Origin of the sequence: Nocardia ignorata NBRC 108230 (assembly GCF_001612905.1) — a bacterium.
GTDB lineage: Bacteria > Actinomycetota > Actinomycetes > Mycobacteriales > Mycobacteriaceae > Nocardia > Nocardia ignorata.
The window spans coordinates 23,680-49,290 of record NZ_BDBI01000005.1 but is presented as its reverse complement, the minus strand read 5'-3'; the positions used below and the strand labels follow the sequence as shown (position 1 = coordinate 49,290).

At 67.2% G+C, this 25,611-nt stretch carries 26 protein-coding genes; 10 read left to right on the top strand and 16 right to left on the bottom strand.

The window, feature by feature from the left end; genetic code table 11:
* Window positions 1–20 precede the first annotated feature (20 nt).
* The 7 genes from NI2_RS03980 to NI2_RS03945 all read right to left on the bottom strand — a co-directional run bounded on the left by NI2_RS03980 (window position 21) and on the right by NI2_RS03945 (window position 7,153).
* Entirely contained in the window at window positions 21–335 is a 315-nt protein-coding gene (locus NI2_RS03980) for a WXG100 family type VII secretion target (RefSeq protein ID WP_166655767.1), read from the bottom strand.
* Between the two features lie 347 nt (window positions 336–682).
* Window positions 683–1,393 carry a TetR/AcrR family transcriptional regulator gene (locus NI2_RS03970; protein ID WP_243749884.1) on the bottom strand — a complete coding sequence of 237 codons (711 nt, stop codon included), beginning with the start codon at window positions 1,391–1,393 and terminating at the stop codon, window positions 683–685.
* A 119-nt stretch (window positions 1,394–1,512) separates the two neighbouring features.
* A complete protein-coding gene (locus NI2_RS03965) occupies window positions 1,513–3,723 on the bottom strand; it encodes an acyl-CoA dehydrogenase family protein (RefSeq protein ID WP_067486122.1) in 2,211 nt (736 codons plus the stop codon).
* Between the two features lie 2 nt (window positions 3,724–3,725).
* Window positions 3,726–4,604 (bottom strand): SDR family oxidoreductase, encoded by an 879-nt coding sequence (locus NI2_RS03960; protein WP_067486121.1) that lies wholly within the window; start codon window positions 4,602–4,604, stop codon window positions 3,726–3,728.
* 12 nt (window positions 4,605–4,616) lie between these two features.
* Window positions 4,617–5,495 carry a MaoC/PaaZ C-terminal domain-containing protein gene (locus NI2_RS03955; RefSeq protein ID WP_067486119.1) on the bottom strand — a complete coding sequence of 293 codons (879 nt, stop codon included), beginning with the start codon at window positions 5,493–5,495 and terminating at the stop codon, window positions 4,617–4,619.
* On the bottom strand, window positions 5,492–5,932 hold the full coding sequence (locus tag NI2_RS03950) for a type II toxin-antitoxin system Rv0910 family toxin (RefSeq protein ID WP_067486118.1): 441 nt from the start codon (window positions 5,930–5,932) through the stop codon (window positions 5,492–5,494). Before NI2_RS03950 ends, NI2_RS03955 begins: the two co-directional genes overlap by 4 nt.
* Window positions 5,933–5,962: 30 nt before the next feature.
* Complete coding sequence (locus tag NI2_RS03945; protein WP_067486117.1) at window positions 5,963–7,153, bottom strand: lipid-transfer protein; 1,191 nt, start codon at window positions 7,151–7,153, stop codon at window positions 5,963–5,965.
* 205 nt (window positions 7,154–7,358) lie between these two features.
* Between NI2_RS03945 and NI2_RS03940 the strand changes: the two genes are divergently transcribed.
* The 4 genes from NI2_RS03940 to NI2_RS03925 all read left to right on the top strand — a co-directional run bounded on the left by NI2_RS03940 (window position 7,359) and on the right by NI2_RS03925 (window position 11,355).
* Window positions 7,359–8,435, top strand: a complete 1,077-nt coding sequence (locus tag NI2_RS03940) for a serine aminopeptidase domain-containing protein (RefSeq protein ID WP_067486116.1) — start codon at window positions 7,359–7,361, stop codon at window positions 8,433–8,435.
* 310 nt (window positions 8,436–8,745) lie between these two features.
* The gene (locus NI2_RS03935) at window positions 8,746–9,534 is read left to right on the top strand and encodes an ABC transporter permease (RefSeq protein ID WP_084475874.1); all 789 of its coding nucleotides are present in this window, start codon (window positions 8,746–8,748) and stop codon (window positions 9,532–9,534) included.
* Window positions 9,527–10,360: an ABC transporter permease gene (locus tag NI2_RS03930; protein ID WP_067486112.1), complete on the top strand. Its 834-nt coding sequence runs from the start codon at window positions 9,527–9,529 to the stop codon at window positions 10,358–10,360. Before NI2_RS03935 ends, NI2_RS03930 begins: the two co-directional genes overlap by 8 nt.
* 2 nt (window positions 10,361–10,362) lie before the next feature.
* The gene (locus NI2_RS03925) at window positions 10,363–11,355 is read left to right on the top strand and encodes an ABC transporter ATP-binding protein (protein ID WP_067486110.1); all 993 of its coding nucleotides are present in this window, start codon (window positions 10,363–10,365) and stop codon (window positions 11,353–11,355) included.
* 2 nt (window positions 11,356–11,357) lie between these two features.
* On the opposite strand, the gene NI2_RS03920 is transcribed toward NI2_RS03925, so the two are convergent.
* The gene (locus NI2_RS03920) at window positions 11,358–11,672 is read right to left on the bottom strand and encodes a hypothetical protein (RefSeq protein WP_067486108.1); all 315 of its coding nucleotides are present in this window, start codon (window positions 11,670–11,672) and stop codon (window positions 11,358–11,360) included.
* Window positions 11,673–12,006: 334 nt separating this feature from the next.
* On the opposite strand from NI2_RS03920, the gene NI2_RS03915 reads away from it, so the two are divergent.
* Window positions 12,007–12,492, top strand: coding sequence for a DUF4254 domain-containing protein (locus tag NI2_RS03915; protein WP_084457441.1), 486 nt, complete (start codon window positions 12,007–12,009; stop codon window positions 12,490–12,492).
* Here NI2_RS03915 and NI2_RS03910 read toward each other — a convergent pair whose 3' ends face one another.
* The 3 genes from NI2_RS03910 to NI2_RS03900 are packed head-to-tail and all read right to left on the bottom strand — an operon-like array spanning window position 12,493 to window position 15,087.
* Window positions 12,493–12,807, bottom strand: a complete 315-nt coding sequence (locus NI2_RS03910) for a hypothetical protein (protein ID WP_067486107.1) — start codon at window positions 12,805–12,807, stop codon at window positions 12,493–12,495.
* Window positions 12,807–13,955, bottom strand: a complete 1,149-nt coding sequence (locus tag NI2_RS03905; protein ID WP_067486106.1) for a fatty acid desaturase family protein — start codon at window positions 13,953–13,955, stop codon at window positions 12,807–12,809. Before NI2_RS03905 ends, NI2_RS03910 begins: the two co-directional genes overlap by 1 nt.
* A gap of 40 nt (window positions 13,956–13,995) precedes the next feature.
* On the bottom strand, window positions 13,996–15,087 hold the full coding sequence (locus NI2_RS03900) for a ferredoxin reductase (protein WP_067486105.1): 1,092 nt from the start codon (window positions 15,085–15,087) through the stop codon (window positions 13,996–13,998).
* A gap of 145 nt (window positions 15,088–15,232) precedes the next feature.
* On the opposite strand from NI2_RS03900, the gene NI2_RS03895 reads away from it, so the two are divergent.
* The gene (locus NI2_RS03895; RefSeq protein WP_067486103.1) at window positions 15,233–15,883 is read left to right on the top strand and encodes a TetR family transcriptional regulator; all 651 of its coding nucleotides are present in this window, start codon (window positions 15,233–15,235) and stop codon (window positions 15,881–15,883) included.
* A gap of 160 nt (window positions 15,884–16,043) precedes the next feature.
* Here NI2_RS03895 and NI2_RS03890 read toward each other — a convergent pair whose 3' ends face one another.
* Window positions 16,044–17,384, bottom strand: a complete 1,341-nt coding sequence (locus NI2_RS03890) for an MFS transporter (protein WP_067486101.1) — start codon at window positions 17,382–17,384, stop codon at window positions 16,044–16,046.
* 112 nt (window positions 17,385–17,496) lie between these two features.
* Here NI2_RS03890 and NI2_RS03885 point away from each other — a divergent pair, with 112 nt between their 5' ends.
* Together NI2_RS03885 and NI2_RS03880 are read left to right on the top strand one after the other, a co-directional pair.
* Window positions 17,497–18,051 carry a PadR family transcriptional regulator gene (locus tag NI2_RS03885; RefSeq protein WP_067486099.1) on the top strand — a complete coding sequence of 185 codons (555 nt, stop codon included), beginning with the start codon at window positions 17,497–17,499 and terminating at the stop codon, window positions 18,049–18,051.
* Window positions 18,048–20,078 (top strand): NADPH-dependent 2,4-dienoyl-CoA reductase, encoded by a 2,031-nt coding sequence (locus tag NI2_RS03880; RefSeq protein WP_067486098.1) that lies wholly within the window; start codon window positions 18,048–18,050, stop codon window positions 20,076–20,078. The genes NI2_RS03885 and NI2_RS03880 overlap by 4 nt, the downstream gene beginning before the upstream one ends.
* A 160-nt stretch (window positions 20,079–20,238) precedes the next feature.
* Here NI2_RS03880 and NI2_RS03875 read toward each other — a convergent pair whose 3' ends face one another.
* A complete protein-coding gene (locus tag NI2_RS03875) occupies window positions 20,239–21,405 on the bottom strand; it encodes a phosphotransferase enzyme family protein (RefSeq protein ID WP_208115346.1) in 1,167 nt (388 codons plus the stop codon).
* A gap of 48 nt (window positions 21,406–21,453) precedes the next feature.
* Window positions 21,454–22,782 (bottom strand): purine-cytosine permease family protein, encoded by a 1,329-nt coding sequence (locus tag NI2_RS03870; RefSeq protein WP_067486093.1) that lies wholly within the window; start codon window positions 22,780–22,782, stop codon window positions 21,454–21,456.
* 49 nt (window positions 22,783–22,831) lie between these two features.
* On the opposite strand from NI2_RS03870, the gene cmrA reads away from it, so the two are divergent.
* Window positions 22,832–23,635 carry a mycolate reductase gene (gene cmrA / locus NI2_RS03865; RefSeq protein ID WP_067486092.1) on the top strand — a complete coding sequence of 268 codons (804 nt, stop codon included), beginning with the start codon at window positions 22,832–22,834 and terminating at the stop codon, window positions 23,633–23,635.
* Window positions 23,636–23,639: 4 nt separating this feature from the next.
* On the opposite strand, the gene NI2_RS03860 is transcribed toward cmrA, so the two are convergent.
* Window positions 23,640–24,536 carry a LysR family transcriptional regulator ArgP gene (locus NI2_RS03860; protein ID WP_067486091.1) on the bottom strand — a complete coding sequence of 299 codons (897 nt, stop codon included), beginning with the start codon at window positions 24,534–24,536 and terminating at the stop codon, window positions 23,640–23,642.
* Between the two features lie 71 nt (window positions 24,537–24,607).
* Here NI2_RS03860 and NI2_RS03855 point away from each other — a divergent pair, with 71 nt between their 5' ends.
* Complete coding sequence (locus tag NI2_RS03855) at window positions 24,608–25,228, top strand: LysE/ArgO family amino acid transporter (protein WP_067486088.1); 621 nt, start codon at window positions 24,608–24,610, stop codon at window positions 25,226–25,228.
* Between the two features lies 1 nt (window position 25,229).
* Here the strand turns inward: NI2_RS03855 and NI2_RS03850 are convergent, their stop codons facing one another.
* Window positions 25,230–25,574, bottom strand: coding sequence for a hypothetical protein (locus tag NI2_RS03850; RefSeq protein ID WP_067486086.1), 345 nt, complete (start codon window positions 25,572–25,574; stop codon window positions 25,230–25,232).
* Between the last annotated feature and the right edge of the window lie 37 nt (window positions 25,575–25,611).

The window sequence follows — 25,611 nt, the reverse complement described above, 5'->3', positions numbered from 1 at the left end:
TCATTCCCCCCGCCCTATGTCTACGGCAGATCCAGCGAGCTGGTCTCTGCGGCTCGCTCGGTGTCGAAATTGGTGTGGGTGTCGGCAACAACGCCGAGCAGTTCCGCCAAGGTTGCCAAAGAACTCAGGACGGCTTCCCCACCCTTGCGTGCTTCATCCCACCCTGAGCGATACCACGTAGCCGAATTACCGGTCCAGGTCTGCAACAGATTGTTCACATCGGAGTCGATTGCGCTGAGCCCGCTCGCCAATTCCTGGGCAGTCAACTGGATATAGCGGCCCGCGTCGGTGACCTCAGTGGGGACGACGTCAAATTTTCCATCCCATGACTGCACCAAAATCTCTCCTAGAAAATCAGATATCGCCGTAGAGCGTACCGCACCGGCACCGTTCTCTCTCGGGACGGTCGAGCCGACACGCGCTCAGTCGCTGAAACTGCCTGCTGTGCTGCATTTTTCGAAGATGCGTCAAATCCTCGGCACCGATGAATTCGGGATCTCGGGCGATCTCACGGGCCTCGGAGTGCGGGTGATTGTGGGCGAGCATGCCGCGATCCATCCCAGCTTGCCGAATCGATACACCGATCACCATCTGAACCGGCGTCGACCATCTCTACACCGGTTTCATCAAGCCGAGTTCGCCTGGCGTCTCAAGGAAGTATCCGGCCGCGAGACTTGGTATCTCAGTTGTCCTGGTCCGGGCCGAAGAGGTCGGCGACCGGGGTTTGGGCGTCTACGGCTACGCCGATGTCGGCCATGGTGACGGCGATCGTGTTGACGATCCAGCGTTGCAGGACGCGTGACAGTTCGTCGGCGGTGAGTGGTTGCATGCCGCGGCTGAGCCAGCGGTTGACCGAGTTGTCGACCATTCCGACGAGACCGAAGGCCAAGGGCTCGGCGACCTCGGTTGTGCCGCCGTGGCGGGCGATGCTGATCGCGAAGAGGCGTGCGGTCTGCACCGCGACGGCGGTGCGGGCGTCGGAGACCGACGGGGAGCTGCCGACGACCCGTTTCGACCCGGCGGCCAGGAATCGATGCAGGTGAGGATTGGTGACGATCCAGCCGATATAGGTTTCGACCGCCCTGGTGACCGCGTCGCCGACGGTGCCCTCCGGGCTGAGCACGGGGGTCAGTCGGGTCATCAGCTCGGAGATGATCCGGGTGCGGACCTGTTCGTCGAGGTCGTCGCGGTCGCCGAAGAGGCGATAAACCACCGAGCGTGGGACGCCTGCGCGTGCGGCGATGTCCTTGACGCCGACCCGCGCGCCGTCCTCGCGAATGGCGACGACGGCGGCGGCCAGGATCTGGTCGCGCCGTTCGGCCTTGTGCCCGTCCCACCGCTGCGATCGACCATCGGACGAGGTAGCGGGCGCGGCGGATTCCAGATTCGGCACAGTCGGACCCTACACCGCGAGGTCGGACGTGGATTTGCCCGCAAACAGGGCATCGATGCAGCGCGGGTGCTGCCCGGCCGTCACGTGATGACAGCCGGACAGCAGACCGATCGACATGGTTACGCGCTCGGCGCCGCGTCGCGCGGCAGCCCGAGCATGCGCTCGCCGATGACATTGAGCTGCACCTCGGTCGTGCCACCGTAGATGGTGGTGGCGCGACCGGCGATGAGCTGCTCCATCGCGTGATCGCTACGCTCGCCCGGCACCGAGACGACACCGGCGACACCGAGTTCGGCGACGATGAACTCCGAGATGGCTTGTCCCAGACCCATACCGAGCAGCTTGCCGACGCTCGAGGTGGTGGAGACATCGATGCCGGACAGCTGCTTGAGCACCACCCGGGAACCGATCACGTCCACCGCCCGGCTCTCGGCCATCAGCTCGCCGACCCGGTAGCGGGCCACCGGCGACAGGTCGCGGCCGATCGCGAACCGCAGCAGGTCGGTGTCGGTGGCGTAGGCCTCCATCTTCTGGCTCAGCGCCACCCGCTCGCCCGCCAGGGTCGTGCGGGCCACGTGCCAGCCGTCGTCGACGGCGCCGACCACGTTCTCGTCCGGGATGAACACGTCGTCGAGGAACACCTCGTTGAACAGCGCCGACCCGGTCATCTCCCGCAGCGGACGCACCGTGATACCCGGGCTCGACATGTCGAGCACGAAATAGGTGATGCCCTCGTGCTTCGGCTTGTCCGGGCTGGTGCGGGCGATCAGCATCGCCCACTGCGCGAACTGCGCGACCGTGGTCCAGATCTTCTGGCCGGTGACCCGCCAACCACCGTCGACCTTGACGGCCTTCGTGGTCAGGCTCGCCAGGTCGGACCCGGCGCCCGGTTCGCTGAACAACTGGCACCACACGAATTCACCGCGCAGCGTCGGCACGACCAGTTCGCGCTTCTGCCGTTCGTCACCGTGGGGCACGATGGCACCGACCGCCCAGGTGCCCATCAGCAACTGCGGCATCGCGATACCGGAGGCCTTGATCTCCTGCGAGATCACCACCTGCTCGAGCGGCGAGGCCGAACGGCCGTACGGGCGGGGCAGGTGCGGCAGGTTCCAGCCGCCGTCACCGAGGGCGACGAGCTGGTCGTCCTCGTCCTCGATCGCCGCGATCTCGGCCAGCTCGGCCCGGATACCCGCCCGGATCTGCTCGGCTTCCTCGGGCAATTCGAGTTCGTTGGAGAGCGTGACCCCCGACAGCGCGTACCCGGCGACAGCCTCGGCCCGTTCGTCGCGCCCGCCGAGCTGACCACGCAACGCGAGCGCGCGCCGGTAGTACAGGTGCGCGTCGTGTTCCCAGGTGAAGCCGATGCCGCCGTGCACCTGGATGCAGTCCTGGGCCACCTCGACGGCGGCGTCGGGAATGATCAGCGCGGCGATCGCGGCCGCGTAGTCGGCGGTGTCGTCGTCGCGATCCAGCGCATAGGCGGCGTCCCACAGCACGGCGCGCGCCTTCTCGAGCGCGATGCCCATGTGCGCGCACTTGTGCTTCACACCTTGGAACTGCCCGATCGGGCGACCGAACTGCACGCGGGTCTTGGCGTACTCCGCCGCGGTCGAGACACACCACGACATCACGCCGACGGCCTCGGCGCCGAGCACGACCGCCGCCACCGAGCGCACCCGGGTCGAGGTCACCGTGAGCACCCGCTCGGCGGGCACCTCGACGGCGTCCGCCTGCAACCGCCCGGCACCGCGCAGCACGTCGACGTTGTCCTGGGTGCTCACGCTCAGCTCGACATTGTCGAACGCGACCCACTGGCGGTCACCGTCGACGGTGACCGGTGCGATGAGCACATCCGCCGACAACGCCCCGATCACACCGTCGGCCGTGCCGTCGACGATCAGCACGCCGTCGCGCAGCACACCCGTCAGCGACGACGACAGCGCCACCGCACCGGTCCGCGAGCCGTCGGCGAGACCGGGCAGCTGGGCACGCGCCCACGCTCCCCCGTCCTGCGCGAGCACCGCGCTCGCCAGTGCCGTCGGCACGAACGGTCCGGTGTGCAGGCCGCGCCCGAGCGGCTCGAGGGCGACAGCCAGCGTCAGCAGGCCCGCGCCCTGTCCACCGAGGTCCTCGGCGATGTGCAGGCTCAGCAGGTCCTGCGCGACGAGGGAGTCCCAGTAGGGCAACTTGCCCGCGTCGGTGGATTCGACTGCCGCACGGACGGTTTCGCTGGTGATGGTGCGCTCGACGAATCCGCTCACCGCGTCGGCGAGGGCCAGGTGGTCCTCGCTGACGCCGACGCCGAGCTCATAGCTGTTGCGCGCCATGACTAGCTGGTCTCCTTCAGCTGTGCGGCGACCCCGTCGATGGTCCACGGGCCGTCGGTCTCGACGGTTCGCACGTCGTGCCAACCGCCGAGTTCGATGATGGCGCCGCCCTGCACCGCGAACACCTTGCCGGTGAGCGGGCAGTCGGCCTCGGCCAGGTGCGCGACCAGCGGGGAGATGTTGGCCGGGGAGAACGGGTCGAACTCGCCCTCGGGCACCTCGGCGGCGAACAGCGCGCCCATGCCGGGGGTGGCCAGGGTGAGCCGGGTTCGGGCGATCGGGGCGATCGCGTTCACCCGCACGCCGTAGCGCTCGAGCTCGTCGGCGGCGACCAGCGTCAGCGCGGCGATACCCGCCTTGGCGGCGCCGTAGTTGCCCTGGCCCGCGTTGGGCATGAAGGTGCCCGACGCCGAGGCGGTGTTGATCACCGACGCCGAGACCGGGTTACCGGCCTTGGTCTGCGCCTTCCAGTACGCGGCGGCGTGGTGCAGGGTGGCGGCGTGGCCCTTGAGGTGCACGGCGATGACCGCGTCCCACTGGGATTCGTCCATGCTCGCGATGAACGCGTCGCGCAGGATGCCCGCGTTGTTCACCAGTACGTCGAGCGAGCCGTACTCGCTGATCGCCTGGTCGACAAGGGCTTTCGCGCCCTCCCAGGTGGCGATGTTGTCGGTGTTGGCCACGGCCTGCCCGCCGGCGGCGACGATCTCGTCGACCACCTGCTGGGCGGGCCCGGCATCGGTGCCGGTGCCGTCGTTGGCGCCGCCGAGATCGTTGACCACGACCTTGGCGCCCTCGCGGGCGAACAGCAGCGCGTGTTCGCGACCGATACCGCGACCGGCACCGGTGATCACCGCGACGCGACCGTCAAGCTTTCCCATAAGTCTTGTCTCCTAATTGAATTCGACGCGGCCGTCGGTGATGGCGATCTGGCCCGCGGCTTCGGTCTCGAAGGCGTAGGCACGCACGCCGGAGTCGGCGGACCCGGTCGGCCAGAAGGTGGTGGTGATCTCCTGGCCCGGCAGGACAGGCTTCGCGAAGCGCACGGCCAGTCGGCGCAGGCGGGCGGTCTCGCTGTCGGCGAGTTCGGTCAGCGCCGCCCAAGAGGTGAAGGCCATGGTGCACAGACCGTGGTTGATGATGCCGGGAAGCCCGGCCATCTGCGCGATCTCGTCGTCGAGGTGGATGGGCATCGGATCGCCGGAGGCCGGCGAGTACCGGAAGGTCTGATCCTTGTCGATCTGCGCGGTGACCTGCGCGGCAGGCTCGCCCGCGCGATCGGCGTCGGTGATGCGGTGCTCCGGTGCGGCCTCGCCTTCGCCGGGGCCCGCGTCGACCTTGCGGAAGAACGCGGTCATCCACTGCTCGTTGACGAGTTCGCCCGCCGCGTCGCGGGTTTCGGCGTAGACGACGACGGTCGACCCGTTGGGCTTGCCGACGTACCCGATCGGCTTGGCGCGCACGACCAGTTCGTCGCCCGGCCGGATCGGGCGGTGGAACAGGAAGTCCTGCTCCCCGTGCACCAGCTTCATCAGCAATTCCACCGGGGCCACGGACAGCGCCGCGGGCGCCATCGAGGTGAACACCGGAACCACCGCGAACACCGGCGGCGCGACTTCACCGTTGCGGTGGGCCGCGATCGGGTCATTGGTGGCGGCAGCGTATTCGGCGATCCGCTCGGCGGTGACCGAGAAACGCTCCTCGTCGGTCCATTCCCCCAGGCCGGAGCCGTCGAAGACGACTCCGGCCGTGGTCGCGTCGGCGCTGCTCACGCCGCGGACCCGACGAGCTCGGTGAACTTGGCCATCGACTCCTTCAGGTCCGCCTCGGCGTTCTTGGCGACGGCCTTGCCGATCGGGCCGACGATCATGGTGCCCTTGAAGGAGGCGTCGAAGGCGGCCGAGGAACCGGTGGCGGTCGGCTCGACCTTCAGCACGAATTCCACGGAGACACCCGCCATGCCGGTGCCGGTGATCTTCAGGTACTTCTGCGGGTCGACCTCGGCCACGGTCCACTCGATCTTGTTGGCCATGTTCATCACCGAGACGACCTCGATGAACCGCGATCCGACGGTCAGCTCGGCGGGCAGGTCCGAACGCCAGCCCTGGTGGATGGTCAGCCACTCCTCCCACGTCGCGAGATCACTCAGCTTCGCCCAGGCGGCTTCGGGGGTGATGGGCAGTTCGGTGGAGACGGACACAGATGCCATGGGGATACTCCTCGGTGAGATTGGTGGAAATCAGCGGTCGGCCGGGCGGTAGGCGGTCACCACGACCGCGCCACCGAGTCCGATGTTGTGTTGCAGGGCGATACGCGCGCCGTCGACCTGACGGGCGTCGGCGGTGCCGCGCAGCTGCCAGGTGAGCTCGCTGCACTGGGCGAGACCGGTCGCACCGAGCGGGTGCCCCTTCGAGATGAGGCCACCGGAGGGGTTGACGACCCACTTGCCGCCGTAGGTGGTGGCGTTGTCGTCGACGAGGCGTCCACCCTCACCGGCCGCGCAGAGGCCGAGCGCCTCGTAGGTGAGCAGTTCGTTGGTGGAGAAGCAGTCGTGCAGCTCGATCACGTCCACGTCCTCGGGCCCGATCCCGGCCTGGGCGTAGACCGCTTCCGCGGCGGTGCGCGACATGTCGGCGCCGACCAGGTTGATCGCGCTCTTGGTGGAGAAGGTGGTCTCGAGGTCGGTGACCATCGACTGCCCGACCATCTCGATCGCCTGGTCGGCGAGGTTGTGCTTGTCGACGAACGACTCGCTCGCCAGGATCACCGCACCCGAACCGTCGGAGGTCGGTGAGCACTGCAGCTTGGTGAGCGGGCCGTAGATCTGCTTGGCCGCCAGCACTTCCTCCAGGCTGTATTCCTTCTGGAACTGCGCGTACGGGTTGTTCACCGAGTGGCGGTGGTTCTTCACGCCGATCTGGGCGAACTGCTCGGCGGTGGTGCCGTAGCGCTCCATGTGCTCCTTGCCCGCGGCGCCGAACATGTACGGCGCGGGCGGCATGGCGAACTCCTGCAGTTCGGCCAGCGCCAGCAGGTGCCGCATCATCGGCTGTTCGCGGTCGTCGTAGGTGGAGCCGAGCGAGCCCTTCTGCATCTTCTCGAAGCCCAGCGCCAGGGTGCAGTCGGCCAGGCCGCCGCGGATCGCCTGGGCGGCGAGGTAGAGCGCGGTCGAGCCGGTGGAACAGTTGTTGTTGACGTTGACCACCGGGATGCCGGTCATGCCGAGCTCGTAGACAGCGCGCTGTCCGGCGGTCGACTCGCCGTAGACGTAACCGACATAGGCCTGCTGGACCTGGTTGTAGTCGATTCCGGCATCGGTGAGCGCCTTGGTGCCCGCCTCGCGGGCCATGTCCGGGTAATCCCACTCCAGCGCGCCCGGCTTCTCGAACTTCGTCATGCCGACGCCGACGACGAACACCTTCTGTGTCATGTACGCACTCCTGTGTGTCGCGTATCCCAAGTACGTGGGACTACGTGTACCAGGAAGATATATTGGACATCGTGTCCCAGTCAATACCTTGACGTACGGAAAATCGCCGGTCACGCAAATATTCGAATCTGGGGAAGTTGCAACCTGTCGTGTAAGTGAGACACGATGTCCAGGTCAGCGCATACACAGTGATGGAGGGAAGACGATGGTCGGTTGGGGCACCGCGGTGCGCAACATCGGCGCCTTGTTCCGGGAGGGGATAGAGCCCTACACCCCGACACCGTCGGTCGACGTGTACAGCCACCCCCATCGGCGGCTGCGGTGCTACCGCCGCACCACACCGGCCGTCGGCAATCCGATCCTGCTTGTCCCGCCGCTGGCGGTCACGATCTCGTGCTACGACCTGCGGCCCGACCAGAGCCTGGTCGAGTTCCTCCTCGGCCTCGGCCGTGCGGTGTACGTCATCGATTACGGCGAGATCACCTACGCCGACCGTGATCTCGGCTTCGAGGAGTGGGTCGACGACATCGTGCCCGACGCGATCCGCCGGGTCAGCGCCGAGCACGCCTACGCCCCGGTCGAGGTGATCGGCTGGTCGTTCGGCGGCACCATCAGCCTGTTGACCACCGCGGCCGACCCCGAACTCCCCGTCGCGTCGGTGACGGCGGTCGGTACCCCCTTCGACCAACGACGCAACGGGCCGATGTCGCTGGCCAGATCGCTCGGCCGCCTCGCACCGACCGAGATCGTCACCACGCCGGTGCGCCTACTCGGCGGCATCCCGAAACAGGCCGTGCGGATCGGTTTCCGCGCCCAATCGCTCGACCGCGAGCTGACCAAACCGCTCTACATCGCGCGCCACGCCAACGATCCCGAATCCCTGGCCAGAATGCAGGCGGTCGACCGATTCATGGACACGATGCCGGGCTACCCGGCGCGCTTCTACTCGCAGGTGTACCGCCAGCTGATCATCCGTAACGAAATGTGCACCGGCACAGTGCATCTCAACGCCCAACACGCCGTCGACCTGACCGCGATCACCGTCCCGGTACTGCTGATCGGCGGAAACCGCGACACCCTCGCCTCCGCCGCGTCGGTGGCCGCCGGAATCGACGTTCTGACCGGAGCCCCCGTTACCTTTGTCGAAGTCGACGGCAGCCACCTCGGCATCATCGCCGGCCCCGACGCCCGCACCACCAGCTGGGCCACGATCGCCGACTTCCTCGCCGACACCACCGTCTACACGGACAAACTCTTGGCACGGAGTGCCACCACACACTGACAATCCGGCCCCCAGTGCCTGCGATGAGCCGGACCGATGCCGTGTCAAGAGCGGGCGACAGGTAATCTTGCCCTCCATGTGGATCATTCTCGCCATCTCTGTGGTCAGCTCGGTCGCCATCGCGATCCTGTTCGCGACGGGGTTCCCCAAGGACTGACAACGATCGGCGAACAACGCCGTTTTCGTCCTGATTCAGGGTTCTGCCGCCTAGAGTTGACTGATTGTGCGGGGCAATGCGGAGGGGGACGCGGGGATTGTTCTCGCGGTGCGCCGACGCAGGTGCCGACGGCGCGCACCAGGTACCGCCGGGGTGTATTGGACCCTGGTCCGGGCGGGTTTCAAGAGACAGGCGCAGTACAAGCTGGCGATGTTCGCCGGGCTGTTCACCAACTGCATCTTCGGGTTCGTCCGCGCCGCGGTGATGGTCGCGGCCGTGCGATCGGCCGGGGATTTCGGCGGGTACGACGAGGCGACCATCGCCGCGTACGTGTGGTTGTCACAGGCCCTGCTCGGGGCGACACAGTTCATGGGCCCGCCGATCGATCTGGTCGAGCGCATCAAGACCGGTGACGTCGCCATCGATTTCCTGCGCCCGGTCGACGTGCAACTCGGCTACCTCGCCACCGATATGGGCCGGGCGGCGTGCACGTTTCTTCCCCGCGCGGTGCCGAGCATCCTGATCGGTGCGACGATCTTCGGCCTGTCGATGCCGGACTCACCGCAGGCGTACCTGCTCGGCCTGCTGAGCGTGCTGCTCGCGGTCGCGCTGTCGTTCCTGTGCCTGTTCGCGGTCGCGCTGTGCGGTTTCTGGGTGGTGGAGATCCGGGGCATCCGGATGCTGTACCAGATCGTCGGCACGTTCCTCGCGGGCCTTTTCGTGCCGGTCCACATGTTTCCCGAGTGGTTGCGTCTGCTCGCGCACGCTACCCCGTTTCCCTCCATCCTCCAGTCCCCGATCGATACGCTGTCAGGGCGGGTCGTCGGAATGGAAGCCTTGTCAGTCGTTGCGGGACAAGCTTTCTGGGTACTGGCGATCGGACTGCTCGGCAGGGTGTTGTTGCGAGCGGGACAACGCAGGTTGGAGGTACAGGGTGGCTGAACCGGAGACCGCGCGCATTGTGTCCGGGACCTGGTTCACCCCCTACCTCGCAGTATTGCGTTCGCGTGTCAAAGCTCAGCGGGTCTACCGGGTTTCCTTCGCCATCGAGGTGTTCAGCGCGTTCCTGATCGGCCTGGTGGAGTTCGCCGAGGTGTGGGTGATCTTCCACAACGTCGGTACCCTCGGCGGGCTCGACGTCGACGCGGCACTGTTGCTGTTCGGCCTGTCCAACACCGCTTTCGCACTCGCCCAGGTGCTGGTCGGCCACCTCGACTCGCTCCCGGCGATGATCCGCATGGGCACCCTCGACGCGTATCACCTTCGCCCGCAACCACTGCTGCTCCAGTTGATCACCAGCGACATCTCGCTGCGCCGGATCGCCCGTGCCGCCGTCGCGGTGGTCGTGCTCGGCATCGGGCTGTGGCGCAACGAAATCGACTGGGGCATCGTCCCGGTTACCTTGATCGTGATCACCCTGCTGAGTGGAATCGCGCTGTTCTGTGGCCTTTTCGTATGTGCGGCGGGGCTACAGTTCTTCTTGATAGACGGTGCCGAGCTCACCAACAGCTTCACCTACGGCGGCTCGTTCGCCGCGATGCAGCCGGCCTCGGTGTTCCCGACACCGCTGAAACTGTTGTTCGGGTTCGCGATTCCGGTCGCGTTCACGGCGTACGTGCCGACCATCGCGCTGCTCGGCCTGCAGGGTCCGCCGCTGCTGCCCGCGTGGTCGGCGTGGCTGACCCCGCTGGCCGCCGCCTGGGTGTGGTTGCTCGCGGCGGCGGCGTGGCGGGTCGGGACGAGGCACTATCAGGGAGGAGGCGGATAACGATGGACGACAACGCCACATCGGATCCGATCATCGACATCGACGACCTCACCCGGCAATTCAGCGTGTACCGCAAGAACGGCAGCCGCTGGCGCAGACATCGCGACATCATCACCGCCGTCGACCGGATGAGTTTCCGGGTCGAACGCGGCTCGGCTGTGGGCTATATCGGCGCCAACGGCGCGGGCAAGTCGACCACGATCAAGATGCTCACCGGCATCCTCGTCCCCACCAAGGGCACGGTCCGCACGTGCGGTCTCGAACCCGTGCGCCAGCGGCGGGAACTGGCCTCGCGCATCGGTGTGGTGTTCGGGCAGCGGTCGCAGCTGTGGTGGGATCTGCCGCTGCACGAGTCGTTCTCGATCCTCGCCGCGATCCACCGGCTCGATCCGGAGGTCGCGGGCAAACGGACACACGAGCTCGTCGAGCAGCTGGAGATGGCCGACACCCTCGACACGCCGGTGCGTCAGCTCTCGCTCGGTCAGCGGATGCGTGCCGAGGTGGCCGCCGCCCTGCTGCATTCGCCGGAGCTGGTGATTCTCGACGAGCCGACGATCGGTCTCGACGTGTTGTCCAAGCAGCGATTACGCGAGTTCCTGCGCGCCGAGCGCATGGAACGCGGAACCACGTTGCTCCTCACCACCCACGACATGGGCGATATCGAACGACTCTGCGAACGGGTGCTCGTAGTGGATCACGGCACGCTCGTCTACGACGGTTCGCTCACCGGCCTCGGCGCCACCGTCGGCGCGCGCCGGGTGCTCGTCGTCGACCTGGCCGAGCCGACACCGGATCTCGACGATCTGCCGTGCGGCGCGCAACTGCTGTCGAGCGCGGCGGGCGGCATGCGTCAGCGCCTGGCCTTCGACGCCGAACACACCACCGCCGCGGCGTTGCTCGCGGCGGTCTCGGATCGGGCGAAGGTGCGCGATCTGTCCATCGAGGAACCGGGCATCGAAGACGTGGTGCGCCGAATCTACGAGTCCGCGCGCTGAATTCAAGCGTTCGGGTTACCGGAGTACATACTCACCTCGCCGCCCTCGCCGATGAAGGCGTTGACCAGCATGATCCGCTGCGCGCGCAACTCGTCGGCATCGGGGGCGGTGGTGGTGATGGCGATCTGCGGGATGGCGGCCCAGTTCACCACATAGCGCTGCGGTGGCCCTTCGTCGTCGGACAGCCGGGCGAGCCGGAACACCGACACCGCGCGGCGTTCCATCAGGTCGCGGACCACATCGGCGATTCGCTGCGGGTCTTCCAGCGCGAAGAGAAAGCCGAAGGTCAGCTCGGGCGAGGACACGTAAGCCGGCACATCTACCGAGGCTAGTGCATACGCGGGTCTTGTCGTCGGCGAGATTGCCATGAATGTGCCGCAGCGGTTTTCCCGGTCACCGCCCGGTGACCCGCCCGTCATCGGCACATAACAATTTCTGCCGACCCGGAGTTTTGTACACCATACTATTGCGCGTCGATCCCGGATCGCGCTTTCCTGAAAGGGTCCCGATATTTCCCGGGCCGTCATCCTCACCGCAGCGTCGCGGAATACGTCGGCGCCTGGGCGGGGCTACGCCGGTGCCGGGGCGCGTCCCGGCGATTCCCCGGCCCCGGCGTATCCACCCTCGCGAGCTTTTTCAGGGGCGTGCACCATGCCGATCGACTCCGGCCACCTGACACAACCACCGTCACCGTCGGCCTTGTTACGGGCATTCGTCCGGCCGATCGATCGGAACCGTCCCCATCACCGGGTACTCGACGCGGCCGCCGCCCTCGCCGAATGCCACGCACGCAGGCGGGCGGTGATCGAGGAGGCCCGCGACCCGGCCGTCTCGAGCGCGCGGATCCTGCGCCTGATCGACGAGATAGACCGCGAACGCACCACCCAGATGGCGCTCATCGACAACTGGGTGGCCACCAACCTGGCCCATCGCGCGGGGGCCTCGCTGCACACCGAGACCCTCGGCGCGGTGATCGATCGGATGGCACGAAAATGGATCGCCGCCCAGCATGCGCTGGACGGCGATCCGGAGGGTCGAACCCATCTGCACTGGTCCCGGCTGGCCGAACTGGCCGACGGCTACCGCGATCTCATCACCGATGTGATCGAGCACCGGCGCCGGTTGCCGGTGTGGTGATCAGTGCTGCTCGGGCACCGGCTTCGGCGAGACCACCTCGGTCTCGTCGACGATCTCGGCCTCGGTGACAGGCTGCTCGGGCGCCCGCACCTCGTCGTCGGTGGCGTCGTAGGCCGGTTCGGCCGCGGCCGCGTCACGGCGAGCCGCGGCGGCCGCTTCCTTCATCTCGATCGCGTCGGTGATGAACTCACCGATCTCCCGAGCCACCCCCGCGACGGTTCCGGTGATCAGCGCGGCGATATTGCCCACCCGCTGCGCGCCGGAGGTCGTCAATTCCTGGACGAGATCCTTGTTGGTTTCGAATTTGCCGACCATTACACGCCCACTTCGGTTGCCTTCCGATTACGCATAACGATAACACCGGGCTTGGGCGCCCTCTTGATGATGTTGTCGGGCAGCGCGAGCTGGAAGATCTTGACCCACACCGAACCGATCTGCTTGGAGAAACGGCCGGTGTTGTATGGCAGACCGTACTTCTCGCACAGCGCCCTCACCTCGGGCGCCATTTCCGGGTACCGGTTGGCCGGGATATCCGGGAACAGGTGGTGCTCGATCTGGTGCGAGAGGTTGCCCGACATGATGTGGAACAGTCGCGAACCGTTGATGTTGGCCGAGCCGAGCATCTGGCGCACGTACCACTCACCACGAGTCTCCTCCGCGGTCTCCTCCTTGGTGAACGTCTGCACGCCCGCCGGGAAGTGACCACAGAAGATGATGGAGAAGGTCCACAGGTTGCGCACCAGGTTCGCGGCCGCGTTGCCCGCCAGGGTGTGCAGGAACAGCGGGCCGGTCAGCGCCGGGAACACCACGTAGTCCTTGAGGACCTGCCTGCCCGCCTTCTTGAACTGCCCCTTGAGCAGCGGCTTGAGGTCGGACCACTTGCGCTTGCCCTTGATGATGTTGTCGGCCTCGAGGTCGTGCACCATCACGCCCCACTCGAACAGCACCATCAGCAGGAAGGCGTAGACGGGGTTGCCCAGGTAGTAGGGGTTCCACTTCTGGCCCTCGTCGATACGCAGGATGCCGTAACCGATGTCGCGGTCCATGTCGTGGATGTTGGTGTAGGTGTGGTGCATGTAGTTGTGCGAGTGCTTCCACTGATCGGCCGGGCACACGGTGTCCCAGTCGAATTCGCGGGAGTTCACGCCGCGCTCACGCATCCAGTCGTACTGGCCGTGCATCACGTTGTGGCCGATTTCCATGTTGTCGAGAATCTTCGACGCGCCGAGTGCGGCGACACCGGCCAGCCAGAACGGCGGGAGGAAGCCGAGGTACATCAGACCGCGGCCCGCCACCTCGAGACCGCGCTGGGTCTTGATGATCTTGTAGATGTATTCGCGGTCGCGTTCGCCGAGGTCGGCGACGACGCGGGCACGCAGGTCGTCGAGCGCCTTGCCGAGCTCTTCGACCTGGTCGGGGGTCAGGATGACCGGGCCGTCTGCGGTTTCGGTGAGGATCGTCATAGCAGTATCTCCCCTGGGTTGTTTCGCGGTGATCGGTTGACTAGAGGGCGATGTCGACGTCGCCGACGGGTGCGTTCACGCAGATCTGGATCTGCTTGTCGGGGTCGGCGTCGAGTTCGCCGGTGCGCAGGTTGCGGGTGCAGCCGGACACCTTGGTCGCGGTGCAGGAGAAGCAGATCCCCATGCGGCAGCCGTATTCCGGGGTGAGCCCGGCCGATTCGGCCTGTTCGAGCAGCGAGGAACCGTTGTTCTCGGCGGCGACGTCGCTGCCGGAGAAGGTGACGGTGCCGGTGGCCTCGGACGGGTCGACCGGAACGGTGGTGAGGGTGAACTCCTCGCTGTGCACCCGATCCGCGAGACCCTCGGCCTCGAAGATGTTCTTCACGGCGTTCATCAGCGGCGGCGGGCCACACACGAAGGTCTGCGCGTCGGCGAACCAGGGCGCCACGCGCTCGAGCTCGTCGTAGTCGAAAAAGCCGCTGCCGGTGGAGGTCTCACCGTTGACGACCGTGCCCGGCTCCACCGGGAAGCGGTATTCCACCCGGAAGTTGGGGCGCCGGTTGGCGATCGCGGCCAGTTCCGCGCGGTGCGGAATCATCTCCGGCTGACGCGCGTAGTGCAGGAAGGTGACCTCACCGGTGTATGCCTCGGCGTCGAGGGTGCGCAGCATCGACAGCACCGGAGTGATGCCGCTGCCGCCGCTGATGAGCAGCACCTTCGCGGGCCGCTGCTCGGGCAGCGCGAACACGCCGCTCGCCGGCTCGAGGTTGACGACCATGCCCGGTTCGGCGTGATCGTGCAGGTAGTTCGAGACCAGCCCGCCGGGGTGCGCCTTGACGGTGAGCTGCAGGAAACGGTCGCTGCCGCCCTCGGGGTCGATGGGCGAGTAGCAGCGGACGTGGCGCACGCCGTCGATCAGCACCCCGATCTGGATGTACTGCCCGGCCTTGTGTCCACGCCAGCGGCGCGAAGTACGCAGGGTCAGGGTCACCGAGCCGGGTACCGCGCGGGATACATGGGTGACCTCGGCACGCAGTTCCCGCGCGGTCAGCGCCGGGCTGACGAGTTCGAGGTACCGGTCCAGCGGATGCGGCGTCGTCAACGTCTGCACCAGGTCGATCAGTCCCACCATGTGTGTTGCCCCTCTGCGGATGTTCCGTGGACGTGCTGGCGAAAATTTCAGTGCACGCCTGTACACTCACTAGTGTGCCGGATGGACCCGGCCCACTGTCAACCGGCAACGATGTGAGCCGGACTACATTTCCAAGGAAGCGACTATGGTGAACGGATGTATGCTCACCGATGTGACTGAGCAGGCAGGAACCCGGAATGAGCGCAAAGCGCACACTCGGGCGGCTCTCCTCGACGGCACGCTGGCCCTGGCCGCGGAACGCGGTTTCGCCGCACTGAGCCTGCGCGAGGTCGCACGCTCGGCCGGGATCGTGCCGACGGCGTTCTACCGCCACTTCGCGTCGCTGGACGATCTGGGCGCCACCCTCGTCGACGAGGGTGTCACCGCGCTACGGCTGGCATTGCGCGAGGTCAGGCGCAAGCCAGACGCCCACCTCGCCGACACCGTGCGATTCGTCTTCGACCAGGTCGCCGCCAAGCGCGCGCTGTTCGGATTCCTCCTGCGCGAACGGCACGGCGGTTCGGCACCACTGCGTCAGGCCATCGCGATGGAGATGCAGCTGATCGTGCGCGAGATCGTCGCCGACCTGTCGCGGTTGCGTGCGCTCGACTCGTGGAGCACAACGGAACTCGAGATCGCCGCGGATCTGCTGGTCAGCACCGTCACCGATGGCATCGGATCATTCGTGTCGGCGACCCCGCGCGAAGAGGCGGCGGTCGTGGAGCGCACGGTGATGCAGATGCGCTTGATCGCCCTGGGTATCGCCGCATGGCGCACCCGCCTCCCCGAAAATTAAGGCCAGACTCAGGTGCGGTGAAACTTGGGTCGGCGGCCAGACACAGGTTCGTGGTTGCGTTTGTTCGTACCCGGTGAGTTACCCATGTTGTTGCGGATTTGCGGTTGAACCGGTTGGGAGTACATATGTTCACAAATTGGAACGGGGGAAATCGGTGACGCTACACAGGTTTGGCGTCCTGAACGGGTCTCGGTGCACGCACCGGGAGCAGGACCAGTAGACCGATGGTGAGCACGACGAGCAGGCCGATGATTCCGGCGCGGTCGTTGTGGAAGGCCCAGGCGAACAGGCCGAACAGGGCTGGCGCCAGGAACGAGACTGCGCGGCCGGTGGTGGTGTAGAGACCGAACAGCTGACCCTCGCGACCAGGTGGGGCGAGACGGGCCAGGAACGATCGGGCCGAGGCCTGCGCGGGGCCGACGAAGACGGTCAGGGCCAAGCCGAAGATCCAGAACATCAGCGAACCGGTCACCACCAGCAACACCGCGCCGCAGACGATCATCCCGATCAGCGAGCCGACGATCACCCGCTTGGGGCCGAGCCGGTCGTCGAAGCGGCCCGCCGCGATCGCCGCCGCGCCGGCCACCACGTTCGCGGCCACACCGAACAGCAGCACATCGGCGTCGGCGAAGCCGTACACGCCGACCGCGAGCACGGCACCGAAGGTGAACACCCCGGCCAGCCCGTCGCGGAAGATCGCGCTGGCCAGCAGGAACCACACGGTGTGCCGGTCGGTGCGCCACAGGTCGCGCACGTCACGCCACAGCACCCGATAGGAGCCCAGGAATCCGACGCGGTCGGCGCCGGGATCGGCACCGGTGCGTGGCAGTTCGGGCACGGTGAACAGCACCGGCAGCGCGAACACCGTGAACCAGACGGCGGCGAGCACGATCACCAGCCGCACATTGAGGCCCTGATCGGTCGGCATGTCGAGCAGGCCGCGGCGGTCGCCGTCACCGGCGAGGAAGCCCGCGTAGCAGGCGAGAAGCAACACGATGCCACCGAAATAGCCCATCGCCCAACCGAATCCGGACACCCGGCCGACCGTCGCCGGCGTCGACACCTGGCGCATCATCGCGTTGTAGGGCACCGTCGCCAATTCGAAGGTGGCCGAGGCGAAACCGAGCAGGACGAGCCCGAGCCACAGGTCGCGGTAGTCGGCGTGGACGAAGAACATCAACGCCATCGCACCGACGGTGAGCGCGGTCAACGTGGCCAGCGCGCGCTTGCGGGAGCCGACCGCGTCGAAGTACTGCCCGCACACCGGTGCCGTCAGCGCGACGACCAGACCCGCGCCCGCCAGCGCCCAACCGAGCCACGCGCTCGCGGAGATCGTGCCCGGCAGGTCCTTGCCGACCTTGTCGGTGAGATACACCGAGAACACGAAGGTGAGCGTCACGGCCTGGAACGCCGAGGACCCCCAATCCCACAGACCCCACGCCATCACCTGTCCGCGTCCGGCCGCCTCGCCGATGGTCGCGGACGCGCTCACCTCGGTCATGCACCGAGCGTAACGGCGTGTTCGGCGCCCGGCAGGGCATCGACGATCGCCGCGCCGTCAATTCATATGAACCTGGTTGCATAGAACCGTTGGTTGCGCATATCCTCGTCGCATGGCACTCGAGCACGCGCTCCTGGTCTCGCTGAGCGAGCGAGCAGGCTCCGGGTATGAACTCGCCCGCCGGTTCGACAAGTCGATCGGCTACTTCTGGAGCGCCACCCACCAGCAGATCTACCGCGTGCTCAAGCGGATGGAGGAAGCCGGCTGGGTCACCGTGAAATCGGTCGCCCAGCAGGGAAAACCCGACAAGAAGGTGTACTCGGTCGCCCCCGCCGGAGCCGAGGAATTGGCCCGCTGGATCGCCGAGCCCGCCGAATCGGTGCCAACCCGCGACGAACTCGGCGTCAAGGTGCGTGGCGCCGCGCACGGCGATATCGACGCCGTCTGCGCCGAGGTCGACCGCCACCGCGCCGAGCACGCGCAACGCCTCGAGGAGTACCAGCTCAGCGAGAAGAAATTCTTTCCGGCGCCGGACCAGCTCTCCGGCACCGCTCTGCACCAGTACCTGGTGCTGCGCGCGGGTATCCGCGCGGAGACCGGTTACGTCGAATGGTGCGACGAAGTACTGCAGGCCCTGCGACCGCGAAAAGGTGACCATCACCCATGACTGCCTATCCCCATCTGTTCGAGCCCCTCGACCTCGGCCACACCACCCTGCGTAACCGGGTGGTCATGGGTTCCATGCACACCGGCCTGGAAGACCGCGCCTGGGACACCAACAAGCTCGCCGCCTACTTCGCCGAGCGCGCACGCGGCGGTGTCGGGCTCATCATCACCGGCGGGTACGCACCCAACCGCACCGGCTGGCTCCTGCCGTTCGGCGGCAAGCTCACTACCAAGACCGAGGCCTACCGGCACCGGCGCATCACCAAGGCGGTGCACGACGAGGGCGGCAAGATCGCCATCCAGATTCTGCACGCGGGCCGCTATTCCTATATGCCGACCAGTGTTTCGGCCTCGGCGGTGAAGTCGGCGATCAACCCGTTCAAACCGCGTGCCCTCTCGGCCAAGGGCATCGAACGCACCATCGACGACTACGCCCGCTGCGCCGGGCTGGCCAAGTTCGCCGGGTACGACGGTTGCGAGATCATGGCGGGTGAAGGGTATTTCATCAACCAGTTCCTCGCGCCACGGGTGAACAAGCGCACCGACAAGTGGGGCGGTACCCCGGAGAACCGGCGGCGACTGCCCGTGGAGATCGCCCGCCGCATCCGCGCCGAGGTGGGCCCCGATTTCATCATCGTGTTCCGGTTGTCGATGGCCGAGCTCGTGGAAAAGGGTCAGACCTTCGACGAGATCGTCGCGCTCGCACAGGAATTGGAGGCCGTCGGCGTCGACATCCTCAACACCGACATCGGCTGGCACGAGGCTCGGGTGCCGACCATCGTCACCTCGGTGCCGCGTGCGGCGTTCGTGGAGTTCACCGCCAAGATCGCCCGCAAGGTGAACATCCCGGTGTGCGCGTCGAACCGGATCAACATGCCCGAGATCGCCGAGGAGATCCTCACCCGAGGCGACGCGGACCTGATTTCGCTCGCACGCCCCCTGCTCGCCGACGCCGAATGGGCGAACAAGGCGCGCGGCGACCGCGCCGACGAGATCAACACCTGCATCGCCTGCAACCAGGCCTGCCTCGACCACGCCTTCGGCAACAAGAAGGTGTCGTGCCTGGTGAACCCGCGCGCGGGCAGCGAGACCACCCTCAACCTGCTGCCCACCCGACGCACCAAACGCATCGCGGTGGTCGGTGCGGGCCCCGCAGGCCTCTCGGCGGCGGTGAACCTCGCCGAGCGCGGCCATCACGTCGACCTGTTCGAGGCCGACGACAAGATCGGCGGCCAGTTCGACATCGCCCGCCGCATCCCCGGCAAGGAGGAATTCGACGAGTCGATCCGCTACTTCCGCCGCAAGATCGAGCTCACCGGCGTCCGACTGCACCTCGAAAAGCGCGTCAGCGCAACCGAACTCATCGACGGCGGCTACGACTCGGTGGTGCTGGCAACCGGCGTACGTCCTCGCATCCCCAACATTCCCGGCATCGACCATCCGATGGTGCTGTCGTACGCGGAGCTGGTGAAGCAGGAGAAGCCGGTCGGCAAGAAGGTCGCGGTGATCGGTGCGGGCGGTATCGGTTACGACGTGAGCGAATATCTCACCGTCGAAGGGCATCCCACGCTCAAGCTCGACGAGTGGAAGGAAGAGTGGGGCGTCGACTCCGACAACGAGCAGGTCCCCGGCCAGCTCAAGAAGCCCAACCCCTCCCCCGCCGCCCGCGATGTCGTCCTGCTGCAGCGTAAGTCGACTCCGTTCGGCAAGGATCTCGGCAAGACGTCCGGGTGGGTCCACCGTGCTGCGCTCAAGGCCAAGGGGGTCGAGCAGATCGGTGGGGTGAATTACGAGCGCATCGACGATTCGGGTCTGCACATCAGCTTCGGGGAGAAGCGTGAGAACCCCCGGGTCATCGAGGTGGACAACGTGATCGTGTGTGCCGGGCAGGAATCGGTGCGTGAGCTCGAGGAACCGTTGCGGGCGGCCGGGGTCGAGTTGCATCTCATCGGTGGGGCCGAGCTGGCTGCTGAGCTCGATGCGAAGCGGGCCATCGACCAGGGGACGCGACTGGCTGCCCGCCTCTAGACCCGGTCGTCCGACGCGACGGACGGCCGTTGCGACACCCCCATCCACCGAACTCGCATCCGGTGGGTGGGGGTGTTGTCTTTGGCTGGGGGGTGCGGTAGGTGGCCGCTCCGAGTAGTACCGCACAGCTGAAGATGCGCGCAGGTCGGCAGTAAGTCCCTCAGCGGGCGGACAGGTCGTGGAGCAGTGTTCTGAGGTCGTGGCCTTCGGGCGTTTCGTACCAGCGCAGGTGACCCAGAAGCCAGTCGTGGTAGGCGATTTCGGCGTTGCGGGGTTCCTGGGGAATCGTGAGGAAGTAGTCGATTTCGGAGAGTTCGTAGCCGATGTGTGCCAGTGGGAGCAGATCCGGTAACAGTTGGCTTTCCGCGGGGTTCAGCGGACGGATGGACAGGTAGCCCTCGAACAGGGCCGTGATCTGGTCCGTGCGAACGTTGGCGGGGCCACCGTCGCGGAGCGAGATCCAGTCCACGGCAGTGCGTTCCACGGCGGTGGCGAGGTCGAAGACGGCGGTGGTGCGGTCGGACAGGCCGAAATCGATCACCGAGGTCGCCTCGTGGTCGCGCCAGAGGAAATTGGTCGGGTGCCAATCGCCATGCGTCCACAAGGGTTCGACGGTGGTGAGGTCGGCACGGAGGTCGGGGGCTTCTGTGCGCCAATCGCGGTCGGCGAGGAAGGCCGCGAGAGCGGGCCGGCGCGCGATATGCCATTCGAAGGCGCCGATGACGTCGCTGTGCATGCTGGCGAGCAATGGGCGGGCGGGACGTGTGGGTGCGTCGAAACCCTCGGCGGCCGAATGCAATCGGGCCAGCATCGTGCCTGCTGCGGCGGCGTCCTCGATATCGCGGAACGGTGTCCAGGAAAAGTCCGCGCGATACCGATCGTCCCCTTCTCCCGCCTGGTGCACCTCATAGACGAACGCATGACGATGATCGGCGTGGCCGTCACCTGCGCTGTCGAGCACGACGCCGAACCGGTGCTGGCCAAGCTGGTTGCAGGAGGCAGCCGCTCGCAACGCGGACCCGGTGACGGTGCGGACCTCCGGCACCGGAATCCCGCGTGCTCGCAGGTGTGCCATGAACCGGTGCTCCTCCGCCAGGGCACCCAGGTCACGCAGCGCACTCGGCAACCGTTTGACGACTAATCGCTCACTACCGGTACGCACCCCGACCGTCGCGGAAAGTGGTCGCGCACTGCGCCATTCGATCGTGGCCCCATCCAAGCCCCACGTAGCCGCGACGGCCGAGGCGGCTTCGGCTTCGGTGAGCGCGGGCCATGTCGGTGCGGCCAGCGGCTCGTCGCCCATTCCGAAAACGCGGTCCTCATCCATCGCTCGGACTCCGTCCGGCCGCCCGGAGCACCCCGCCGCGCCGCCGAATCACCGTCGCCGACCGACGACCACGACGACACCGGTCGCGGCACCGGCCGCGAGGAACGAGAAGAGCGATGCCGACGTCCACCAGGTCGGATGCACGCCGAGCGCGTCCTGGATCCCGGTCCACCGGTCGGCCCACCACAACACCGAGCCGGGGTTGCACAGCTGGTACACCGTGAAGCCGATCGCCCAGGGCAGCAGCATGATCGGGCGGGCGGGCGAGTTGTCGGACAGGTCCCAGCCGGTTCGGCCGCGCCCGAAGAAGTAGTCCACCACGAGCACGGCGGTGAGGGGAACGAACACCGAACCGATGAGCAGCAGGAAGTTCGCGTAAGAGCTGAAATCGCGCACATTCAGGGCGAAGACGGTGGCGAGCACGCCGACGACGGCGGCCAGGATGCGGCGATCCACGCGCGGCAGCAGGTTCTGCAACGACATGGCCGTGGAATACACGTTGGCGAAGGACTGGTCGGTCTCGCGCAGCACGAGCACCGCGAAGAACACCCAGCCCGCGGTGATCCCGAGGAACGAGTCGAACAGCTGGTTCAGGTCGCCGCCCACGTGCAGCAGGGCGACGATACCCAGCAGGTAGCACCAGATCTGGGCCACCGAATACCCGATCACGGTGGCACCGCCCGCCACCTTCACCGACCGCGAATGCCGCGTGTAGTCCGCGGCCAGCGGCACGAACGACACGGCGACGGCGAGCGCGGTGTCCACGGCGGGAAAGAACCCGGACCAGGACGTCTGTCCCAGATCGGGCAGCGGCTGCCGCAACATCTGCACGGTGAAATACAGCATCGCGATACCGACCGCCACGGTGACGTAGCGCCGCAGGATCCCCACCACGTGCATCGGCCAGATCGCCATCACCGTGCTCAGTACACCGGCCGCGATCACCGCCACCGCGTGCGGCACCCGGTCGCTGGTGAGCGCCGCGATACCCGCCGCGATCACGGTGAGCTCGTACACACCCCAGCCGATGCACTGCACCACATTGGCCACCGTCGGCAGCCCGGACAGCTTGGTGCCGAACAGCCCACGGAAATTGGCCATCGCGGGCGCACCGGTTCCGGCGCCGACCGCACCGGCGGCGGCCACCATCGACGTGCCGACGATCGTGCCGACCACGGTCGCCAGCACCGCCCCGAGCAGCGGCAACCGGTCGTACCCGGGCGGTTGCAGCACGTAGACGGCCCCGGTGAACCCGATCAGGCTCACCCCGAGATTGGTCCAGAAGGCAGCCTGGTCGGCGAACCCGAACGTGCGCGGCGGCTCGGTGGAAAGCAGCAGCGGCGCCTCCTGGGCGCGGGGCGAGGAGTCAGTCGTCATAGCAAGAGCCATGCTATGGCCGGGCGGGCGATCCCCTAAGCTTCGCCGTGTGAGCCTGCCCTCCCCCACTGCTGACAATCGTGCCGTCGTCACCGGCGCGTCCTCCGGTATCGGCACCGCACTGGCCGCCGAACTGGCCGGGCGCGGCTATTCGCTGATCCTGGTCGCCCGGCGCGGAGAGATCCTGACCGAACTGGCGCAGCGGCTGACGCTGGCGCACGGCATCACCGCCGAGGTCCGCGCCGTCGACCTCGCCGACCGCACCCAGCGCGCGAGCCTGGTCGACGAGCTGTCGGTGCGCGATATCGCCATCCTCTGCAACAACGCGGGCATCGCCACCTTCGGCCCTGTCGCCGAACTCGACTTCGCCTACGAACGCGCGCAGATGGAGCTCAACGCCACCGCCGTGCACGACCTGACCCTGGCCGTGCTGCCCGGCATGATCGAGCGCAAGGCGGGCGGGATCCTGATCAGCGGCTCGGCGGCGGGCAATATGCCCATCCCGAACAACGCCACCTACGCGGCGTCGAAGGCGTTCGCCAACACGTTCTCCGAGTCGCTGCGCGGCGAACTCAAGGGCAGCGGGGTCAATGTCACCCTGCTGGCGCCTGGTCCCGTGCGCACGGAAACGCCTGCGCCGGAAGAGGAGTCGATCGTCGACAAGATGGTCCCCGACTTCCTGTGGGTGTCGAGCGAATACACCGCGAAGGTGTCGATCGACGCCCTGGCCCGCAACAAGATGCGCATCGTCCCCGGCCTGATCAGCAAGGGTATGAGCGTCGCGGGCAACTACGGTCCGCGCGCGATGACGGCCCCGATCGCGGGCGCGTTCTACAAGAAGCTCGGCGGCTGACTGCTCACTCGACGGGCAGCAGGGCTTTCGCGGCGGCCGTGATGATGGCGTCGGCGACCGCGTTCAGCGCGGGCGAATCCAGCTTCCACTGCTGCCAGTAGAGCGGCACGTCGATCCGCGCCCGGCCGTTGATGTTCACCAAAGCCCCTGCGGCCCGGTCGGTTTCGGTCTGCAGGTCGGGCAGCATGCCCCAGCCCATGCCGAGCCGCACCGCCTCACGGAACGCGGTGGAGGACGGCACGAAATGTGTCGGCGGATCGGCGGGCTGCTGATTGGCGCCGCGCAGGTGGCGGGCTTGCAGGTCGTCGTTGCGGTCGAACTGGATCATCGGCACGTGGGTGTAGGAACCGGGTCGCGCGCCGTCGGGGAACCAGTAGTGCGCGAAGTCCGGCGTGGCGAGCGCTTGATAGCGCATGGCACCGAGCGGTCGCACCCGGCAGCCCTGCACCGGGGTGGCGGTGGAGGTGATCGCCGCCATCACCGTGCCGTCGCGCAGCAGCCGCGTGGTGTGTTCCTCGTCCTCGCGGTGCAGTTCAAGACAGGCGATGCCGGCGATCCGCGACACGGCGGGCAGCACCCACGTCTCGAGCGAGTCGGCGTTCACCGCGATCGGAATGCGGGCGGGGCGCCCGGCCGGCCGGTCCGGCTCGCCGAGTTCGCGCGCGGTATCGGCGGCGAGCACGTGCACCTGCCTGGCCAGTCGCAGCACGGCGAGTCCCGATTCGGTGGCCCGCACCGGTTTCGACCGCTGCACGAGGATGCGGCCCGCCGCGTCCTCCAGCGCCTTTATCCGCTGGCTGACGGCCGACGGCGTGAGGTTCAATCGGCGGGCCGCCGCGTCGAAGGTGCCTTCGGTGAGCACGGCGTCGAGCGCGCGTAGCTGGTCGAGCTGCAGATCCACATCAGCGATTCTAATGGTTCTGCAGAATTATTAGCTGGACTGAATGTAGCGAGGTTCCTAGCGTCGGGGATATGACGACATCGTCGGCCGCAGTGGCCGCACTCTCCGGGTTGGGTTTCGGGCTCTCGCTCATCGTCGCGATCGGCGCGCAGAACGCGTTCGTCCTGCGACAGGGCGTGCGCGGCCGACACATCCTCCCGGTGGTCGCGGTGTGCGCGCTCTCGGATGTGGTGCTGATCGCGGCCGGGGTGGCCGGGTTCGGCACCGTCGTCGAGTCGTTTCCGGCCGTCGTGACCATCGCGCGGTGGGCCGGGGCGGCCTTCCTGGTCTGCTACGCCCTGTTCGCCGCCCGGCGGGCGTTCGGGTCGTCGGCACTGCAAGCCGACCTCACGGGCACCTCGGCGGCACTGGGCGCCTCGGTGCTCACCTGTCTCGCGCTCACCTGGCTCAACCCACACGTCTACCTGGACACGCTCGTCCTGTTCGGCTCGTTCGCCAGCACCTGGGCGCCCTCGGAACGCTGGTTCCTCGCGGCCGGGGCCATGCTGGCCAGCGTGCTGTGGTTCTTCGGCCTCGGCTACGGCGCGAGCCGACTCGGCCCGCTGTTCGCGAAACCCCTGGCCTGGCGCATTCTCGACTCGCTGATCGCGGTGGTGATGCTCGCACTCGCGATCGGCCTCGTCCTCGGCTGACTCAGGACTGCGACGACCACGGTGTCACCGGTGGCTTGACCCACAGCAGCTTCTCGTCGGCACGGGTGCGGCGCGCGGCCTCGTGATCGGGGTTGCGGGCGGCCCAGGCGTCCTTCTGATCGAGCAGGTCGGCGACCACCCGCCACGTCTCGTCGGTACTCGGCGGATTGGTCTCGGCGGCACGGGCGAGCTTGCGCAGCGTCGGCGCGGGCAGGGCGAGCAATTCGGCGCTGCTGATGTCGCGAGCCCACAGGTAGGCCGCCAAGCGGCGGGCCTTGGCGACGCGGCTGGCTGTCGCCGCGTCGGAATGCGCGTGATCGGGTGCCTGATCGGCGCTGTCTGGCACGAGGGCATTCTAACGGCGAACGCCCGCGCCCCGGTCT